17 protein-coding genes and 2 pseudogenes are annotated in these 15,691 nt (G+C 59.4%); 16 read left to right on the top strand and 3 right to left on the bottom strand.

All coding sequences use genetic code 11. From position 1 onward, the window contains the following. Nucleotides 1–5 precede the first annotated feature (5 nt). A pseudogene (locus tag AC1DNI_RS09065) lies at nt 6–149 on the bottom strand (DinB family protein); the annotation flags it as partial. Between the two features lie 189 nt (nt 150–338). On the opposite strand from AC1DNI_RS09065, the gene AC1DNI_RS09060 reads away from it, so the two are divergent. The 8 genes and pseudogenes from AC1DNI_RS09060 to AC1DNI_RS09025 all read left to right on the top strand — a co-directional run. Next, nucleotides 339–1,133 carry a thymidylate synthase gene (locus AC1DNI_RS09060; protein WP_477691645.1) on the top strand — a complete coding sequence of 265 codons (795 nt, stop codon included), beginning with the start codon at nt 339–341 and terminating at the stop codon, nt 1,131–1,133. A 42-nt stretch (nt 1,134–1,175) separates the two neighbouring features. Next, nucleotides 1,176–1,412, top strand: coding sequence for a DUF4160 domain-containing protein (locus AC1DNI_RS09055; RefSeq protein ID WP_477691644.1), 237 nt, complete (start codon nt 1,176–1,178; stop codon nt 1,410–1,412). Further along, nucleotides 1,393–1,671 carry a DUF2442 domain-containing protein gene (locus AC1DNI_RS09050; protein WP_477691643.1) on the top strand — a complete coding sequence of 93 codons (279 nt, stop codon included), beginning with the start codon at nt 1,393–1,395 and terminating at the stop codon, nt 1,669–1,671. Before AC1DNI_RS09055 ends, AC1DNI_RS09050 begins: the two co-directional genes overlap by 20 nt. 22 nt (nt 1,672–1,693) lie before the next feature. Beyond that, the gene (locus AC1DNI_RS09045; RefSeq protein WP_091922233.1) at nt 1,694–2,194 is read left to right on the top strand and encodes a dihydrofolate reductase; all 501 of its coding nucleotides are present in this window, start codon (nt 1,694–1,696) and stop codon (nt 2,192–2,194) included. 191 nt (nt 2,195–2,385) lie between these two features. Beyond that, on the top strand, nt 2,386–3,492 hold the full coding sequence (hflK, locus tag AC1DNI_RS09040; RefSeq protein ID WP_027231857.1) for an FtsH protease activity modulator HflK: 1,107 nt from the start codon (nt 2,386–2,388) through the stop codon (nt 3,490–3,492). Then, nucleotides 3,489–4,433, top strand: coding sequence for a protease modulator HflC (gene hflC / locus AC1DNI_RS09035; RefSeq protein WP_153668722.1), 945 nt, complete (start codon nt 3,489–3,491; stop codon nt 4,431–4,433). The genes hflK and hflC overlap by 4 nt, the downstream gene beginning before the upstream one ends. Before the next feature lie 12 nt (nt 4,434–4,445). Continuing rightward, nucleotides 4,446–4,631, top strand: coding sequence for a DUF2065 domain-containing protein (locus AC1DNI_RS09030; RefSeq protein WP_027231855.1), 186 nt, complete (start codon nt 4,446–4,448; stop codon nt 4,629–4,631). 261 nt (nt 4,632–4,892) lie between these two features. Continuing rightward, nucleotides 4,893–6,290 (top strand): annotated as a pseudogene (locus tag AC1DNI_RS09025) (DegQ family serine endoprotease); the annotation flags it as partial. 27 nt (nt 6,291–6,317) lie between these two features. Here AC1DNI_RS09025 and serB read toward each other — a convergent pair. Beyond that, nucleotides 6,318–7,205, bottom strand: a complete 888-nt coding sequence (serB, locus tag AC1DNI_RS09020) for a phosphoserine phosphatase SerB (RefSeq protein ID WP_477691642.1) — start codon at nt 7,203–7,205, stop codon at nt 6,318–6,320. A 27-nt stretch (nt 7,206–7,232) separates the two neighbouring features. Here serB and miaA point away from each other — a divergent pair, with 27 nt between their 5' ends. Next, nucleotides 7,233–8,114 carry a tRNA (adenosine(37)-N6)-dimethylallyltransferase MiaA gene (gene miaA / locus AC1DNI_RS09015; protein ID WP_477691641.1) on the top strand — a complete coding sequence of 294 codons (882 nt, stop codon included), beginning with the start codon at nt 7,233–7,235 and terminating at the stop codon, nt 8,112–8,114. Here miaA and AC1DNI_RS09010 read toward each other — a convergent pair whose 3' ends face one another. Continuing rightward, complete coding sequence (locus AC1DNI_RS09010; RefSeq protein ID WP_477691640.1) at nt 8,115–10,013, bottom strand: ATP-binding protein; 1,899 nt, start codon at nt 10,011–10,013, stop codon at nt 8,115–8,117. 382 nt (nt 10,014–10,395) lie between these two features. Here AC1DNI_RS09010 and AC1DNI_RS09005 point away from each other — a divergent pair, with 382 nt between their 5' ends. The 7 genes from AC1DNI_RS09005 (at nt 10,396) to AC1DNI_RS08975 (ending at nt 15,633) form a co-directional block, all read left to right on the top strand. Continuing rightward, entirely contained in the window at nt 10,396–12,201 is a 1,806-nt protein-coding gene (locus AC1DNI_RS09005; RefSeq protein ID WP_091945109.1) for an acetolactate synthase 3 large subunit, read from the top strand. A gap of 22 nt (nt 12,202–12,223) precedes the next feature. Further along, a complete protein-coding gene (gene ilvN / locus AC1DNI_RS09000; protein WP_027231850.1) occupies nt 12,224–12,796 on the top strand; it encodes an acetolactate synthase small subunit in 573 nt (190 codons plus the stop codon). 131 nt (nt 12,797–12,927) lie between these two features. Continuing rightward, entirely contained in the window at nt 12,928–13,521 is a 594-nt protein-coding gene (locus tag AC1DNI_RS08995; protein ID WP_153668728.1) for a LysE family translocator, read from the top strand. 38 nt (nt 13,522–13,559) lie between these two features. Next, a complete protein-coding gene (gene nthA / locus AC1DNI_RS08990) occupies nt 13,560–14,180 on the top strand; it encodes a nitrile hydratase subunit alpha (RefSeq protein ID WP_477691639.1) in 621 nt (206 codons plus the stop codon). Further along, nucleotides 14,177–14,836 carry a nitrile hydratase subunit beta gene (gene nthB, locus AC1DNI_RS08985; RefSeq protein ID WP_477691638.1) on the top strand — a complete coding sequence of 220 codons (660 nt, stop codon included), beginning with the start codon at nt 14,177–14,179 and terminating at the stop codon, nt 14,834–14,836. Before nthA ends, nthB begins: the two co-directional genes overlap by 4 nt. Next, nucleotides 14,823–15,185, top strand: a complete 363-nt coding sequence (locus tag AC1DNI_RS08980) for a nitrile hydratase accessory protein (RefSeq protein WP_477691637.1) — start codon at nt 14,823–14,825, stop codon at nt 15,183–15,185. The genes nthB and AC1DNI_RS08980 overlap by 14 nt, the downstream gene beginning before the upstream one ends. A gap of 1 nt (nt 15,186) precedes the next feature. Further along, nucleotides 15,187–15,633, top strand: a complete 447-nt coding sequence (locus AC1DNI_RS08975; RefSeq protein WP_477691636.1) for a hypothetical protein — start codon at nt 15,187–15,189, stop codon at nt 15,631–15,633. Nucleotides 15,634–15,691 lie beyond the last annotated feature (58 nt).

The following is a 15,691-nucleotide window of genomic DNA, read 5'->3' as shown; positions in this document are numbered from 1 at the left end:
GGACCTCATTTGCTCTCGAAATTGCGACGGCTGGGATCCGTACTGGGGAGAAAACCGGCAAATACATCGCCGGATGCGGCATCCGACACTTGGGGGAGCAGCCGGCCCACTTCACCGCGATGATAGCCGCCATGGGTAATCACATGCGCTCTTGTATTCAATCAAATTCATAATGACGGGTCACCAACAAGCAGATGTTGAAAAACTAAGACAAATCGAAGCGATCAGAGCTTGATGCTCACCGGCGAGGCTTATGCCCTCATGCGCCCTGAAGCGGGGATGCTGTGGATTGGCGAAAGCGATGGTTTTTCGCCGGTCGAATCTGCTAAGAAGGAGGCATGCGCACTTATCTCGATCTTCTCCAGCATGTGCTGGACACAGGCGTCGACCGCGGCGACCGGACCGGCACCGGGACACGTTCCGTGTTCGGCTACCAGATGCGGTTTGATCTTTCGGCTGGCTTCCCGCTGCTGACGACGAAGAAGCTCCACCTCAGGTCCATTATCCATGAGTTGCTGTGGTTTCTTGAGGGCGATACCAACATCGCCTATCTGAATGAAAACGGTGTCACCATCTGGGATGAGTGGGCCGATGAGAACGGCGACCTTGGGCCGGTATACGGCTACCAGTGGCGTTCCTGGCCGGCCGCCGATGGGCGGCACATCGACCAGATTGCCAATGTGGTCGAGGCGATAAAGACCAACCCGCATTCGCGGCGCCTGATTGTTTCGGCGTGGAATCCGGCGCTTGTCGACGAGATGGCCCTGCCGCCATGCCATTGCCTGTTCCAGTTTTACGTTTCGGATGGAAAGCTTTCCTGCCAGCTCTACCAGCGCTCGGCCGATATTTTCCTTGGCGTGCCGTTCAACATCGCCTCCTACGCGCTGCTGACGATGATGGTGGCGCAGGTAACAGGCCTGAAGCCCGGCGATTTTGTCCACACGCTTGGCGATGCGCATCTTTATTCGAACCATTTCGAACAGGCCAGGCTTCAGCTTGGCCGGACGCCCGGTCCCTTGCCGAAGATGCACATCAATCCGGCGGTAACCGACCTCTTTGCCTTCAAATATGACGATTTCCGTCTGATAGATTACCTCGCCGAATCCAGCATAAAGGCACCGATCGCCGTATGAGTGCCGTTGGCGAGGCCACTTTCCCGAAAGCCGGAGCGGTCCATGCCAACTATCCTTCGCCTTAATGGGTTCAGATTCTTTTTCTACAGCGACGAGGGCAGCGAACCGCCGCACATTCATGTTACAAATGGTGAGGCTGTCGCCAAATTTTGGCTGTTGCCGGTTGAGCTTGCGAACTCGAAAGGTTTACGCGCCAACCAATTGAATGATATTCGCTTGCTGGTTGTCGAACACTGCGACAAGCTGCTGGAGGCATGGCATGACCACTTTAGTTCTTGAAACCGAACCACTGGCCATCGATGTGGCTGTCTCCGACATTGTTCTGAGTGTAACGCTCGACGACGGCAGGCAACTTACGGTCCCCTCGGTCTGGTTCCCGCGACTCTTGAGTGGTTCGCAGCAGTCCCGTGATCGCTGGGAACTGATCGGGCGGGGCCAGGGCATCCATTGGCCCGAGCTTGATGAGGACATATCCGTTGCGGGGCTGCTCGCAGGTCGCCGCGACCAGACGAAGCCGGCAAAAACCAAAGCGGCGTAATAACAGGACCGGCGTCTCTACTATGATCAGTTTCGTGGTTGCAATTGCCGAAAACGGCGTCATCGGACGAGAGAACGGCCTGCCTTGGCGGCTGTCTTCGGATCTGAAGCGCTTCAAGGCGACGACAATGGGCAAGCCCATAATTATGGGTCGCAAGACCTGGGATTCGCTCGGCCGCCCGTTGCCCGGACGGACCAATATCGTCGTAACGCGCGACGCTGCCTTCGGGGTCGATGGCGTCATTGCGGTTCGCTCCGTCGATGAGGCGCTGGTCGTCGCCGGCAGTCATGCCTCTGCCGACAAGGTCGACGAGATCTGCATCATTGGTGGGGGCGAAATCTTTCGCCAGACCTTGAACCGCGTCGACCGGCTCTATGTGACCTGGGTGCTCGCTGATATCGATGGCGACGTGCACTTTCCGCCGATCGATCCCAAGATCTGGGCCGAGGTTTCCAGCGAGGAATTCCCGGCCGGCGAGAAGGACAATTATCCGACGCGGTTTGCCGTCTACGAGCGCCGCTGAGTGCACGCCTAAACTGCGCGCGATATGAAAATATCGTGATAAGGAACCATAATCGTTCGGCTTTTTACCAAATTCGCGCGAAATCCGGCCGCGCGCGTTGAAAGCGTGCCCTGCCATCCCTATAAACGGGACATCGTGACAGTGGGAGGAAGCCAAGGGGTTGGCGTTTTCCTTCAAAATATGAGGTAGGAATGCCCTGGAGTAATCAGAACGGCGGCGGCGGCCCATGGGGTGGCGGCGGTAACAATAGTGGTGGTGGGGGCCCATGGGGCCAGAAGCCGCAAGGGGGCGGTGGCGGTAATCCGCCGGACCTCGAAGACATACTCCGTCGCGGTCAGGATCGTTTGCGTCAGGCTCTGCCTGGGGGTTCCGGCGGCAGCCCTGCTTTTTGGGGTATTGCAGCCCTCGTTCTCGTTGCTTTCTGGCTCTTCCAGTCTGTCTATACGGTGCAGCCGGATGAGCGCGCCGTTGAACTGCGCTTCGGCAAGCCGAAGCCCGATATCGCCGAACCTGGCCTGCATTTCCATTTCTGGCCGATCGAATCCTATGAAAAGGTCGAGATCGTCGAAAAACAGAAGAACATTGGTGGTCAGGGCGCACGCGGCGCCAAGGAAGGCCTGATGCTCTCGGGCGACCAGAATATCGTCGACGTCCAGTTCTCCGTGCTCTATCGCGTTTCCGATCCCGTCGCCTATCTCTTCCATGTCGAAAATCCGGAAAATCTGGTGCAGCAGGTGTCCGAGAGCGCCATGCGCGAGATCGTCGGCCGCAGTCCGGCGCAGGACATTTTCCGTGACAATCGTGCGGGCATTGCCAACGACGTGCGCGGTATCATCCAGAAGACGCTCGACGATTATGGCGCTGGCATGCAAATCAATGCCGTATCGATCGAGGATGCGGCACCGCCGCGCGAGGTTGCCGATGCCTTCGATGAAGTGCAGCGCGCCGAGCAGGACGAAGACCGGTTCGTTGAAGAATCGAACCAGTATTCCAACCAGAAGCTCGGTCAGGCCCGCGGTGAGGGCGCTCAGATCCGCGAAGATGCGGCCGCTTACAAGAACCGTATCGTACAGGAAGCCCAGGGTGAGGCGCAGCGCTTTACCTCTGTCTACGATCAATATGTGAAGGCGCCCGAGGTTACCCGCAAGCGTCTGTTCCTCGAAACAATGGAGCGTGTCCTGAAGGACTCCAATAAAGTGATTGTCGATCAGAGCGGCCAGGGCGTCGTTCCTTATCTGCCTCTGACGGAACTGACCAAGCAGCAGCAGCGTCCGGCAGCCGAGGGGGCGAAGCAATGACCCAGAACCGCCTCCCCATCATCGTCGGCCTCATCGCCCTTGTCGCCTTGCTGGTCTATTCGTCGATTTTCGTCGTTCGCGCCGGTCAGCAAGCCATCGTCCTGCGCTTCGGCCAGATCGTCGATGTGAAATCCGACCCCGGCATCTATTTCAAATTGCCGTTCGGCTTCCTCGAAGCCGACAATGTCCAGATGATCGAAGATCGCCTCCTGAGCTTCGAACTTGACAATATCCGCGTGCAGGTCTCCGGCGGCAAGTTCTACGAAGTCGATGCCTTCCTCGTTTACCAGATCACCGACCCACGCAAGTTCCGGCAGACAGTGTCGGGGGACGTTACACTGGCGGAAGCCCGGTTGCGCACCCGTCTCGATGCCTCGTTGCGTGGTGTCTATGGTTTGCGCGGTTTCGAAGCTGCGCTGTCTGATGAGCGCGCCGGCATGATGCATGAGGTACGTGAACAGCTGCGTCCCGATGCGGAATCGCTTGGCCTGAAGATCACCGACGTGCGTATTCGCCGCACTGATCTCACCCAGGAAGTCTCGCAGCAGACCTTCGACCGGATGAAGGCGGAGCGCCTTGCGGAAGCCGAACGTCTGCGCGCCCGCGGCCGTGAAGCAGCCCAGCGCATCAAGGCCATCGCGGACCGCCAGGTGGTCGAGATCATCGCCGAAGCCCGCAAGGAATCGGAAATCATGCGAGGCGAGGGCGAAGGTGAGCGCAGCCGCGTCTTTGCCGAAGTGTTCTCCAAGGATCCGGATTTCTTCTCGTTCTACCGGTCGATGACGGCCTATGGCACCGCCCTCGACAATACGGGAACGACGATGGTGCTTTCGCCCAATTCCGAGTTCTTCCGCTATTTCCAGGACTCGAATGGAAACCTTCCTCCGGTGAGCGGCGCCACACCGCCGGCGCCGGCCGCTCCTGCGCCTGCCCCGCAATAGGGGCAGGCTCTCATGGTAGACTTTCTCGATGCCGTAGGGCTGTTCCTCGTGTTCGAGGGCGTGCTCTACGGCTGTTTTCCCGTGGTAGCAAAGCGCGTCGCACGCGACGTCAGCGAGCAGCCTGACGGGTTCCTGCGTATCGCCGGCGTGGCGGCGGTGGCGATCGGCGTTGCCATCGTCTGGCTTGCACGCGGATAAGTGGTCAAGGCCGCCGTTCATCAAACCTTTGTGTCGGCGGCCATATTTTTGTCTACTCTCACCGTTCTGTTGTATTATTTCCACGTTAACCGATAGGGGACCGAACGCATGGTTCTAAACACTGGTCGCACCTTCTTCCGTTCCACCACGGCAGCAGCGGCCCTGATTGCATTGGTTGCAGCGGGCGCTACTCCCTTGTCGGTCAACCACGCATTTGCGCAGGCGCAGGCGGCGCCGGTACCGAACAGCCTGCAGCCGCGGGCTCAAGGTCCGGCTTCGGTCGCTGATCTTGCCGAAGGGCTTCTTGACGCCGTGGTCAACATCTCGACATCCCAGACCGTCAAGGGTCAGGATGGCGAATCAGGCCCGGTACCCATGCCGAAGGTTCCGGAAGGCTCGCCCTTCCAGGAATTCTTCGATGAGTATTTCGGCAAGCAGAAGCCCGGACAGAACAATCCCTCGCATCAGGTCCAGTCGCTTGGCTCCGGCTTTGTGGTCGATGCGGCGCAAGGCATCGTCGTCACCAACAACCACGTGATCGCCGACGCCGACGAGATTGAAGTCAATTTCAACGACGGCTCGAAGCTCAAGGCAGAACTCGTCGGCAAGGACACGAAGACTGATCTTGCCGTGCTCAAGGTCGATCCGAAGAAGCACAAGCTCGTTGCCGTCAAGTTCGGCGATTCCGCCAAGACGCGGATCGGCGACTGGGTCATGGCCATCGGCAATCCGTTCGGCCTCGGCGGCACGGTTACGCTCGGCATTGTCTCGGCGCGCAATCGCGATATCAATTCCGGACCCTATGACAACTTCATTCAGACGGATGCGGCCATCAACCGGGGCAATTCCGGTGGCCCGCTGTTTGACATGTATGGTGAGGTGATCGGCATCAACACTGCGATCATTTCGCCGACCGGCGGGTCGATCGGCATCGGCTTTGCCATTCCGGCAGAGCTTGCCTCCGGCGTCATCGCCCAGTTGCGCGAGTTCGGCGAAACGCGCCGCGGCTGGCTCGGCGTGCGCATTCAGCCGGTTACCGACGAGATTGCCGAAAGCCTCGGTATGCCGTCGAGCAAGGGCGCGCTCGTCGCCGGGATCATCGATGGCGGCCCCGTCGCCGATGGTTCGATTCTTGCCGGCGACGTAATCACCCGTTTCGACGGCAGGGAGGTCAACAATGTCAAGGATCTGCCGCGCGTGGTTGCGGAGAGCCCGGTTGGCAAGGAAGTCGATGTCGTCGTCATCCGCAAGGGCAAGGAGCAGACCGTCAAGGTCAAGCTCGGCAGGCTCGAAGATACCGATCAGCAGGCCAAGAAGGATGATCAATCCAGTCAGGGCGAGGACAACAATGCCCTGCATGGCGTCGATGTCCTCGGCATGACCCTCGGGTCGCTCGACGATGACAGCCGGAAGTCGTTCGGCATCGCCAAGGAAGTGCAGGGTGTTCTCGTCACCGAAGTGCAGAAAGACTCGATTGCCGCCAACAAGCGTATCGAAGCCGGCGACGTCATAGTCGATATCGCGCAGGAAACCGTTTCGACGCCTGAGGACGTCGCGGCACGCATCGAAAAGCTCCGCGACGAGGGCCGCAAGAACGCGCTGCTCATGCTGGCTTCAAAAACCGGCGAGTTGCGGTTCGTTACACTGCAGATGGATTGATGGAGCGCGGCGGGCTAGTCCGCCGCCTCAAATTACGAAATCCTTCTTCTGGTAACCCTGCACGTAAAGCAGGGCTGTCAGATCACCGTGGTCGATGCGAACGCGTGCCTGCTCGGCAACGACAGGCTTGGCGTGAAGCGCAACGCCGGTTCCGGCGAGTTGCAGCATGCCGAGGTCATTGGCTCCGTCGCCCACGGCAATCGCTTCACTTGGCGACAGGTTGAAACGGTCGCAGATCGATTTCAAGGCGGCGACCTTCGCTTCGCGGCCAAGAATGGGCTCCCGGACTTCGCCGGTCAGCACCTTTCCGTCGTCGAGCAATGTATTGGCGCTGTTTTCATGAAAGCCGATCATATCGGCTATGCGCTGGGTGAACACCGTGAAGCCGCCGGAAACGAGGGCGGTATAGGCTCCGAATTTCTTCATCGTCCGCACCAGTTCAGGACCGCCCGGCATCAGTGTGATGCGGCTGGCAATGACCTTGTCGATGACACTGTAGGGGAGGCCCTTCAAGAGCAGAACACGTTCGCGCAAGGCTGGCTCGAAGGCGATCTCCCCGTTCATCGCCCTTGCCGTGATGGCCGCAACCTTGTCGCGCAGGCCTGCTTCCTCGGCGAGTTCGTCGATGCATTCCTGCTGGATCATGGTGGAGTCCATGTCGGCGATCAGGATCTTCTTGCGCCGTGCATCCTGATCCTGCACGACGATATCGATGGGGTTGCCGCCGAGCGCATCAGCAAGCAGCGCATGGGCTTCAGTCGGGTCGGTGCCATCTTTCAGCGCAATATCGCAGGCAATTCCATCGGCCAGCCAATAAACACCTGTTGCATTGACCGCCGCCGAGGCTTTAATCCCGAGCGAAGGCGAAAGGCCCGCCATGGCGGGATTTGCGATGAGGGTGGCCATTAAAGGCATGGGACAATTTCCGATCGGGCGGTTGATGTGACAAGACAGGCGATCCTGATAGCTGGACCGACGGCAAGCGGCAAGTCGGCGCTTGCGCTTCGTTTGGCAAGCGAAGCGGGCGGGGTGATCGTCAACGCCGATTCAATGCAGGTCTACGACGTATTGAACCTTCTGACCGCGCGGCCGAGTGCCCACGATATCGAGATCGCGCCACATTATCTCTACGGCCATGTTTCGCCTGCATTTGCCTATTCGACCGGCCGCTGGCTTGCAGATGTCGAAGCGCTGCTGGGGCGTGCGGAACTGTCAGACAAGCCTGTCGTATTTGTAGGCGGCACAGGCCTTTATTTCCGGGCGCTTTTGGGCGGGCTCTCGGCCATGCCGGATATTCCCGCAGAAATCAGAGCGCACTGGCGGCGTCAGGACGCGGAACACGGAGCCAACAAATTGCATGCGATCCTTGCCGGGAAGGACCCGCTGGCTGCATCGACCTTGCGGCCCTCGGACAGCCAAAGGATTGTGCGTGCACTGGAGGTTATCGATGCATCGGGCCGTTCGATCGTCGATTGGCAAAAAGAGACCGGACGCCCGCTGATCGATGCCCGGACGACTCGTAAGATCGTCATCGATCCGGACAGGGCGTGGCTCGGCGAGCGCATTGCGCTGCGCTTTCAAACCATGATGACATCGGGCGCGATCGAGGAGGTCAGCCAACTGCTGGCCCTGCAACTTCCAAACGAATTGCCTGCGATGCGGGCGATCGGCGTCAAAGAGATCGCGGACGTCATTGAAGGCCGGTCGAGCGCCGAGGAAGCGGCCAATCGCGCCATTATCGCCACGCGCCAATATGCCAAGCGGCAAATGACGTGGTTTCGCAACCAACTCGGCGACGAGTGGGAACGCTTGGCCTATCCTTGATCAGGGCTTGTCGGTGCGGAAGGTGCGGATGAGATCGCTGGCGCGGAAACGTTCGCTGCTTTCCTGCTGCGGCTTGGCTTGCTCGTCATTGCGCATCGCCGCATCGAGCGTCCGCCATTGCGCGCGGACCGGATCCGTCGCGACAGTCGGCTGAGGACGTGGCGCTGCAAACGACTGCGGCGTCGCGTGAGCCATTATCCCGTCAAGATCATCGAAGTCGCTGTCGTCGCCGCTATTGTTTTCCGCCGCGTTGAGCTGGCGCATGCGCGTCAGGATCATGTCGAGCGAAACATGTGTATCGCGAAGCCGGGACGATTGCTGGGTCCTTGCCATGTGCGCGGCAGGCAATTGATCCGGCGCAATCGTCTCGAACATCATGCGCATCGGGGTCGGAACGGCTTCCCCAAAGGCTATGGCCTCGCGATTGGCGATGGATGAGAGAAACCCGATCGTACTCTGCGACGCGCCGGTTATGGCGCCACGAATGATTTCCTGGTCGCGCTCATTGCCGAGCCGCATGGCGAAGACCGTGCTGCATTGAGACAGGATCGTCGGGTCGAGTTCGCCCGGCCGCTGCGTGATGACGGCAAGATAGACGCCGTACTTGCGTCCTTCCTTGGCAATACGGGCAACGGCTTGGCGCGTCGGCCAGAAACCGCCATTTGGATCGGCGGGAATATAGCGGTGTGCTTCCTCGCACACGACAAGGGTCTGCACGCGCCCGTCGCTCGAAAGTGCAAGGTCAAACGCCAGGCGGCATAGCACCGAGGCAACGGAGTTCACGACTTCGGAGGGCAGGCCGGCCAATTGGAAAACGCAGATCGGCCGGTCGTTCTTGGGTATGCGGAATATGTGGCCGATCGTCTGGCGCATCGTGTCCATGGTCGTCGGCGCCGAGAACATGAAGCGGTAGCGCGGATCGGCAACGAGTGCCTGCAAGCGCTGCTTCAATGCCTTCATCGTCGGGCGGTCGGGCTTGCCTTCGAGCTGGCCGATACGCTCATCAATGAGCTTTATCAGGTCCGTGATCCGGTAGGGCGAGGGCGTATCAGCCGTCATGGAAGAATAATCGCGGTCCTTTTTGAGGAGCGATGCGCTGGTAGTCCCTTCGGCACTGGCAAAGCGCTCCTTGGCGAGCGGGATCAGATCACGCAATATATCGACTTCCGCCGCAACCGATGGGCGCCCGCGGAAGACTGCCTCTGCGAATTCCTCCAGCCGAAACAGCCAGTAGGGCAGGTCGAATGTTGTGTAATCGATCGAAATGGCGTGCTCGGGAAACGCACTCGAAAATTCATTGTGCGGGTCGAGGATCAGGACGCGCAGATCGGGACGCTGGGCGATAATCTTGCGCAGGAGCAGCGAGACTGCACTAGACTTGCCGACGCCGGTGCTGCCGAGGACGGCAAAATGGCGCGATACGAGGCTGTCGATGGAGATCAGGGCGGGAATATCGGCATTTTGCGACAGGTGACCGACCGACACGGTGTTGGTCATCGTAGCGTTGTAGATTGCCGCGAGGTCTTCAGAGCGAATACGGTGCCCCACCGCTCCCATGTAGGGATAGGTGGCGATGCCCGACGAGAACCGCAGCGTCCCATCGCTGAGGGTATCGACCTGTCCGACGAGTTCGATATGGACGTGAATGATCTGGTCTTCGCCAGGTTCCCATTGGGCGTTGGGCAGATCGACCTTGTAGACCAGGCCGACGACCCGGCTGTGAGCGACCTGTATCGAGATGAGCTGGCCTACCGTCCAGTAGTCGTCCGACGCTGAGACGGACGGTCCGGACTTCGCATGGATGATCGCCTTTTCGCCGTTGCACTCGATGACATGGCCGTCGGTTCGATTGCGAAGGAAGGGACGGGGCTGCTGGGAAGGCAAAGCTTCTGAACTCATTGGCGGCGTTCAATCCTGGGCGAGGAGGAATACTGATATCGTTCACAACAACCCTAAGCTGAGACGCATTGAGATTATGTTAGTCCGGTAGTTTGCATTTGAACGATATGCGCAGGCCCCGTGCCGCAATCGCGATTCATTTGCCAAAACCCTGCATTTTTGCCGTTGACGGATGGAAAATGCCAAATTATCGTCCGCGACCATGAAAACAGTTCTTATCGTCGTGGGATCGCGCATGGGCAGGGTGTTGTAAGCACCCGGCGAAAGCTCCCATGCGCGAAACACAGGCTCCTTCGGGGGCCTTTTTTATTACCAGCATCTCAGTTAAACGAAATCATCTTCTGAAGGGCCGAGAGCCACAGGATCGAACGGGAAGAGACCGATGACCGCAGAAAAACAGGATAGTGACAGCCACGCATCGCAACGACGCGAAATGACCGGCGCCGAAATGGTCGTCCAGGCGCTTATCGACCAGGGCGTCAAGGATATTTTCGGTTATCCAGGCGGTGCTGTCCTTCCGATCTATGACGAGCTCTTCCAGCAGGACAAGATCAATCACATCCTCGTGCGCCATGAGCAGGGCGCGGGCCATGCGGCCGAAGGTTACGCCCGCTCGACGGGCACGGTCGGCGTCATGCTGGTGACCTCGGGGCCGGGCGCGACGAATGCGGTGACTCCGCTGCAGGATGCGCTGATGGACTCGATCCCGCTTGTCTGCATCAGCGGCCAGGTCCCAACCAGCCTGATCGGCTCCGATGCATTCCAGGAATGCGATACGGTCGGCATCACGCGCCCCTGCACCAAGCACAATTGGCTGGTCAAGGACGTCAACGATCTGGCGCGCGTACTGCACGAAGCCTTCCACGTCGCCAAGACCGGGCGGCCCGGTCCGGTTCTCGTCGACATTCCGAAGGACGTCCAGTTCGCGACCGGCATGTATACGCCGCCGGAAACCGCACCGCGCACCAGCTACAATCCCAAGGTCCAGGGCGATATCGAGGCGATCAAGCACGCGGTGGCGCTGCTCGCCTCCGCGAAGCGTCCGGTCATCTATTCGGGCGGCGGCGTCGTCAACTCCGGCGATGAAGCCAGCAGGCTTTTGCGCGAACTCGTGGAGATCAGCAATTTCCCGATCACATCGACGCTGATGGGCCTCGGCGCCTATCCGGCATCGGGCAAGAATTGGCTCGGCATGCTCGGCATGCATGGCACCTACGAAGCCAACATGGTCATGCACGATTGCGATGTCATGCTGAACATCGGCGCGCGTTTCGACGACCGCATCACCGGCAGGCTCAACGCCTTTTCGCCGAACTCGAAGAAGATTCATATCGATATCGATCCGTCTTCGATCAACAAGTCCGTTCGCGTCGATATTCCGATCATCGGCGATGTCGCCAACGTTCTTGAAGACATGGTGCGCCTGATGCGCGCCTCGTCGGTCCAGCCGGACAAGAAGGCGATCGGCGAATGGTGGTCACAGATCGACAAATGGCGCGCACGCAAATCCCTGTCCTATACGCGCAACAAGGACGTGATCATGCCGCAACACGCGCTGGAGCGTCTCTACGCGCTGACGAAGGATCACGACACCTACATCACGACCGAGGTCGGCCAGCACCAGATGTGGGCGGCGCAGTTTTACGGCTTCGAAAAACCCAACCGCTGGATGACGTCCGGCGGGCTTGGGACGATGGGTTATGGCCTGCCGGCGGCGCTGGGCGTGCAGATCGCGCATCCGAATTCGCTGGTCATCGATATTGCCGGCGACGCTTCGGTGCAGATGACGATGCAGGAGATGAGCGCGGCGGTGCAGTACAATGCGCCGATCAAGATCTTCATCCTCAACAACCAGTACATGGGCATGGTGCGCCAATGGCAGCAACTGCTGCACGGCAACCGCTTGTCGCATTCCTACACGGAAGCCTTGCCTGATTTCGTCAAGCTGGCGGAGGCCTATGGCGGGCACGGAATACGCTGCGAGAAGCCGGGCGACCTCGATGATGCGATCCAGGAAATGCTCGACGTCAAGAAGCCGGTTCTCTTCGATTGCCGCGTCGCAAATCTTGCCAACTGCTTCCCAATGATCCCGTCGGGCAAGGCGCACAATGAAATGCTGCTGCCCGATGAAGCAACGGACGAAGCGGTCGCCAATGCCATCGATGCCAAGGGCAGGCAGCTCGTTTAACCGAACCAGAGAAAGAAATATCATGAACGCGCAAAACCTTGCCTCCGGCTCGGCCTACTTCATCGCCAAGGAGACCGAACTACCGGTAACGACGGTCCTGTCGGTACTCGTCGACAATGAGCCGGGCGTCCTTGCCCGCGTGATCGGCCTCTTTTCCGGACGCGGCTACAACATTGAAAGCCTTACGGTTTCGGAGACGGAGCACGAGCAGCACCTGTCGCGCATTACCATCGTGACGCGCGGCACGCCGCATGTCCTCGACCAGATTCGCCACCAGCTCGAGCGCATCGTGCCGGTGCATCGTGTCGTCGACCTGTCGGTACGTGCAGGCGAGCTTGGCAATGAAAAGCCGATCCAGCGCGAGCTCGCCCTGGTCAAGGTTGCCGGTTTCGGCGACAACCGCAATGAAGCGCTGCGCCTCGCGGAGGCATTTCACGCCAAGGTCGTGGACGCGACTGTCGAGCACTTCATTTTTGAGATAACCGGCAAAGGCTCGAAGCTTGACCAGTTCATCGCCATCATGAAGCCGATCGGCCTCGTCGAAATATGCCGCACGGGCGTGGCTGCGATGAATCGCGGCGCACAAGGCATGTAATCTCCAATGGAATGGCGTCAAATGTCAGGGATGCGCAATTGTATCCCTGACAAGATTGGCGTTGAGCCTGATATCGAGCGACCATATAGTTTGAGCCATTCATTTATACTCCATTTATACATGGTTAGATCATGACGCTCGAAATTTTCCTGACGCTGCTCGTCTTTGCCTTTGTCACCTCCATAACCCCCGGTCCGAACAATCTGATGCTGCTGACATCGGGTGTGAATTTCGGTTTCAGGCGGACGATTCCGCATATGTTCGGGATCGGCAGCGGGTTCTTCACCCTGCTTATCGCGGTGGGGTTGGGCCTCGGTGCGCTCATTCACAATTTTCCGCTGGTATACACTGCCCTCAAGTTCGCCGGCGGGGCCTACCTCGTCTACCTTGCCTACAAGATCGCGACATCGCGCTCGCTCGGCACGGTCGATGGCAATGCACGGCCGATGACGTTTCTCGAAGCCGCTGCGTTCCAATGGATCAACCCTAAAGCCTGGGTCATGGCCGTTACCGCCATGGCAACCTACACCTCGTCGGATGCCTATCTGCTGACGGTTCTCATCGTCGGTATCGCCTTTGCCATCGTCAACGTCCCTTCGGTGTCGAGCTGGGCAGCGTTTGGCCAGATGATGCGGGGATGGCTTGCCGATCCCGTCCGGCTTAAATGGTTCAACATCACGATGGCGCTTCTCCTCATTGCGAGCCTCTGGCCAATGCTGAAGTGAGCTTGCACCGGGGCAGGAAAAGGTCTTAAGATTTTTCCATGGCACACGATCACCCCGAGCATCACCACGACAACGAACTCGATCCCATGGCCGCGCGCGTGCGGGCGCTCGAGACGATCCTGACGGAGAAGGGTCTCGTCGATCCGAAGGCCATCGATGCGATCGTCGATACTTACGAGACGAAAGTCGGACCGCGCAACGGCGCAAGGGTGGTCGCGAAGGCTTGGTCCGACGCGGAATTTGCCGGTTGGCTGCAACGCGACGCCACCGAAGCAATTGTCTCGCTCGGCTATGCCGGGCGCCAGGGCGAACATATGCAAGCGGTGTTCAACACCTCCGATACGCATAACCTTGTGGTCTGCACCTTGTGCTCCTGTTATCCGTGGTCGGTGCTCGGCTTGCCGCCAGTATGGTACAAGGCGCCGCCCTATCGCTCGCGGGCAGTGATCGATCCGCGCGGCGTGCTTGCGGAGTTCGATGTCATTCTCCCCGAGACGACGAAGATCCGGGTCTGGGATTCGACTGCGGAACTGCGCTACCTCGTTGTGCCTTTGCGTCCGGCAGGTACCGAGGGTTTCAGCGAGGAACAGCTCGCGGAACTCGTCACACGCGATTCGATGATCGGCACCGGACTGGCGCTGACTCCGGAGGCGGCATGAACGGCCCGCAGGATCTCGGCGGGCAAATGGGATTCGGCCCGGTTGCGCCGGAAAAGGACGAGCCGCTGTTTCATGCGGAATGGGAAAAGCGCGCACTCGGCCTGACCATAGCCGCCGGGGCAATGGGGCATTGGAACATCGATGAAAGCCGGCACACGCGCGAAAGCCTGCACCCTGCCGATTATTATTCATGCACCTACTATGAAATCTGGATAAAGGCGCTCGAGCGATTGCTGCAGCGCCATGGTTTCGTGTCCGCCGAGGAACTTGGCAAGGGTCATGCCACAGGCAGGGGCACGGAGCCGAAACGCGTCCTCAAGGCAGAAAACGTCGCTGCGGCCCTGGCGAAGGGTGGACCCTGCGACCGGCCGATGACTGCGCAGCCGCGCTTTTCCGCGGGCGACAGGGTGCGAACACATAATTTCAATCCGCAGACGCATACGCGGCTGCCGCGCTACGCCCGCGGCAAGGCAGGAATCGTCGAGGCTGTGCGGGAGGGCTTCGTCTTTCCGGACACCAACGCCCACGGCGAGGGCGAGAATCCGCAATTCGTTTATACGGTGACCTTTCCGGCTGCGGAGATCTGGGGCGACGGGGCCGACCCGACGCTGACAGTCAGCATAGATGCCTGGGAGAGCTATCTTGAGCCTGCGTGACCTGATCACGCACTCCAAGGGTCTTCCGTCGCATGATGGCAGTCCTGTCTTTGCCGAGCCCTGGCAGGCCGAGGCATTTGCCATGGTCGTTGCCTTGCACGACAGGGGCCTGTTTACGTGGGATGAATGGGCCCATGCGCTCTCGGCTGAATTGAAGCGCCCTGGCGCGCTGGAGGATGCCAGCGATTACTATCATTGCTGGCTTGAGGCGCTTGAAGCCCTTGTCGTCACCAAGAATGTTGCGGCAAGAAGCGAAGTAGAAGCGCTTGCCGCATCCTGGCAACGCGCCGCCCGCGCGACGCCGCACGGCGAGCCTATCAGACTTGAAAACGACCCGGATCGATCCTGAAATGATGATTTCCCTCAACGTGCGCCGGAAGGCGTTTCTCCTTCTTGCGTGCGCAATGCTTGTTCTTGGCGGAGCCGCCATGGCGCAGGAAGCCGATTGGCCAACCTCCAGCGAAGACGAATTGCGCAAGCTTATCACCGGGGCGACGCTGACAGGCGAAGTGAAGGCCGAGCCGCCGTTCAATTTCAGTGAATTCCTTGCCTCCGACGGAAAGTCGCGCGGCAAGATGATCGAATGCTGCAAGCCGGAGCAGGTCGTCAGCAACGGCATGTCCTATGCCGGCGAGTGGACGCTGGAGAAGGATAATCTGTGCGTTACCTATGAAGGTGAAGCGGACAAGATCTGCTGGCGCCTGCAGGTGAAGGGCGACCGGTTTCGCATGACCGACCAGAAATTCGGTCGGGTCGGCGAGGGGCAGATCCGCGCGGGAAATCCCGATAATCTATAGTATAAGCCGATAGCGCGGCATTTTCCTTGCCCTTTGGCGGCGAATCCTGTCAGTCAGA

Source organism: Phyllobacterium sp. 01N428 (assembly GCF_056399405.1).
Note: the sequence above shows the minus strand (reverse complement) of the source record. Positions and strands in the feature narration are given on the sequence as shown.

What these genes read in the sequence shown, in the direction of transcription:
- AC1DNI_RS09060 (WP_477691645.1), top strand. Translation starts at nt 339, where the DNA reads ATGCGCACTTATCTCGATCTTCTCCAGCATGTGCTGGACACAGGCGTC.
- AC1DNI_RS09050 (WP_477691643.1), top strand. Translation starts at nt 1,393, where the DNA reads ATGACCACTTTAGTTCTTGAAACCGAACCACTGGCCATCGATGTGGCT.
- hflC (WP_153668722.1), top strand. Translation starts at nt 3,489, where the DNA reads ATGACCCAGAACCGCCTCCCCATCATCGTCGGCCTCATCGCCCTTGTC.
- serB (WP_477691642.1), bottom strand. Translation starts at nt 7,205, where the DNA reads ATGCCTTTAATGGCCACCCTCATCGCAAATCCCGCCATGGCGGGCCTT.
- AC1DNI_RS09045 (WP_091922233.1), top strand. Translation starts at nt 1,694, where the DNA reads ATGATCAGTTTCGTGGTTGCAATTGCCGAAAACGGCGTCATCGGACGA.
- AC1DNI_RS09055 (WP_477691644.1), top strand. Translation starts at nt 1,176, where the DNA reads ATGCCAACTATCCTTCGCCTTAATGGGTTCAGATTCTTTTTCTACAGC.
- AC1DNI_RS09005 (WP_091945109.1), top strand. Translation starts at nt 10,396, where the DNA reads ATGACCGCAGAAAAACAGGATAGTGACAGCCACGCATCGCAACGACGC.
- hflK (WP_027231857.1), top strand. Translation starts at nt 2,386, where the DNA reads ATGCCCTGGAGTAATCAGAACGGCGGCGGCGGCCCATGGGGTGGCGGC.
- AC1DNI_RS09010 (WP_477691640.1), bottom strand. Translation starts at nt 10,013, where the DNA reads ATGAGTTCAGAAGCTTTGCCTTCCCAGCAGCCCCGTCCCTTCCTTCGC.
- AC1DNI_RS09030 (WP_027231855.1), top strand. Translation starts at nt 4,446, where the DNA reads ATGGTAGACTTTCTCGATGCCGTAGGGCTGTTCCTCGTGTTCGAGGGC.
- nthB (WP_477691638.1), top strand. Translation starts at nt 14,177, where the DNA reads ATGAACGGCCCGCAGGATCTCGGCGGGCAAATGGGATTCGGCCCGGTT.
- AC1DNI_RS08975 (WP_477691636.1), top strand. Translation starts at nt 15,187, where the DNA reads ATGATGATTTCCCTCAACGTGCGCCGGAAGGCGTTTCTCCTTCTTGCG.
- AC1DNI_RS08995 (WP_153668728.1), top strand. Translation starts at nt 12,928, where the DNA reads ATGACGCTCGAAATTTTCCTGACGCTGCTCGTCTTTGCCTTTGTCACC.
- ilvN (WP_027231850.1), top strand. Translation starts at nt 12,224, where the DNA reads ATGAACGCGCAAAACCTTGCCTCCGGCTCGGCCTACTTCATCGCCAAG.
- nthA (WP_477691639.1), top strand. Translation starts at nt 13,560, where the DNA reads ATGGCACACGATCACCCCGAGCATCACCACGACAACGAACTCGATCCC.